Genomic DNA, 804 nt, shown 5'->3' on the forward strand with positions numbered 1-804 from the left:
GGCTTTGTTGAATAAATCAGATTTCGGGTAAGTCTCCCCCGTAGCGGGTTGTGTTTTCAGGCAATACGCACGCTTTCAGGCATACCTGCTTTCGTCATTTTGTTCAGCGCTCGTACCAGGGCCATAGCCTCCGCAACCTGACCATCGTAGTCACGCAGCGTCAGTGAACCCCCGAACAGCTGTTTTACCCGGTACATCGCCGTTTCCGCTATCGAGCGACGGTTGTAATCTGTTGTCCATTTCCACCGCGCATTACTCCCGGTCATTCGCTGATTAGCCACTGCACGGTTACGGTCTGCATATTCACCGGGCCAGTAACCCGCACCTTTTCGGGGAGGGATAAGCGCGCTGATTTTCTTACGCCGCAGTTCATCGTGACAGAGCCGGGTGTCGTAAGCGCCGTCTGCCGATGCTGCCCTGATTTTTCTGTGAGTCTGCCGGATAAGACCCGGGAAGGCTTCTGAGTCCGTCACATTGTTCAGCGACAGGTCAGCGCAGATGATTTCATGTGTTTTACTGTCAACGGCGAGATGCAGCTTACGCCAGATACGGCGGCGTTCCTGGCCATGCTTTTTGACTTTCCACTCGCCTTCACCGAAGACCTTCAGCCCGGTGGAATCAATTACCAGGTGTGCGATTTCACCCCGGGTGGGCGTTTTGAAACTGACATTAACCGACTTTGCCTGCCTGCTGACACAGCTGTAATCCGGGCAGCGTAGCGGAACGTTCATCAGAGAAAAAATGGAATCAATAAAGCCCTGCGCAGCGCGCAGGGTCAGCCTGAATACGCGTTTAATGACCAGC

The 804-nt window shown here is 54.0% G+C and carries 1 protein-coding gene; it reads right to left on the bottom strand.

Translation table 11 applies throughout. The features are described 5' to 3' along the window. Positions 1-56: 56 nt before the first annotated feature. The coding region (locus tag ACJ8MK_RS25985) for an IS5-like element IS903B family transposase (protein WP_442518126.1) at positions 57-804 on the bottom strand (748 nt) is incomplete at its 5' end.

This window comes from Serratia sp. CY38905, assembly GCF_052168875.1.
Lineage (GTDB): Bacteria > Pseudomonadota > Gammaproteobacteria > Enterobacterales > Enterobacteriaceae > Serratia > Serratia sarumanii.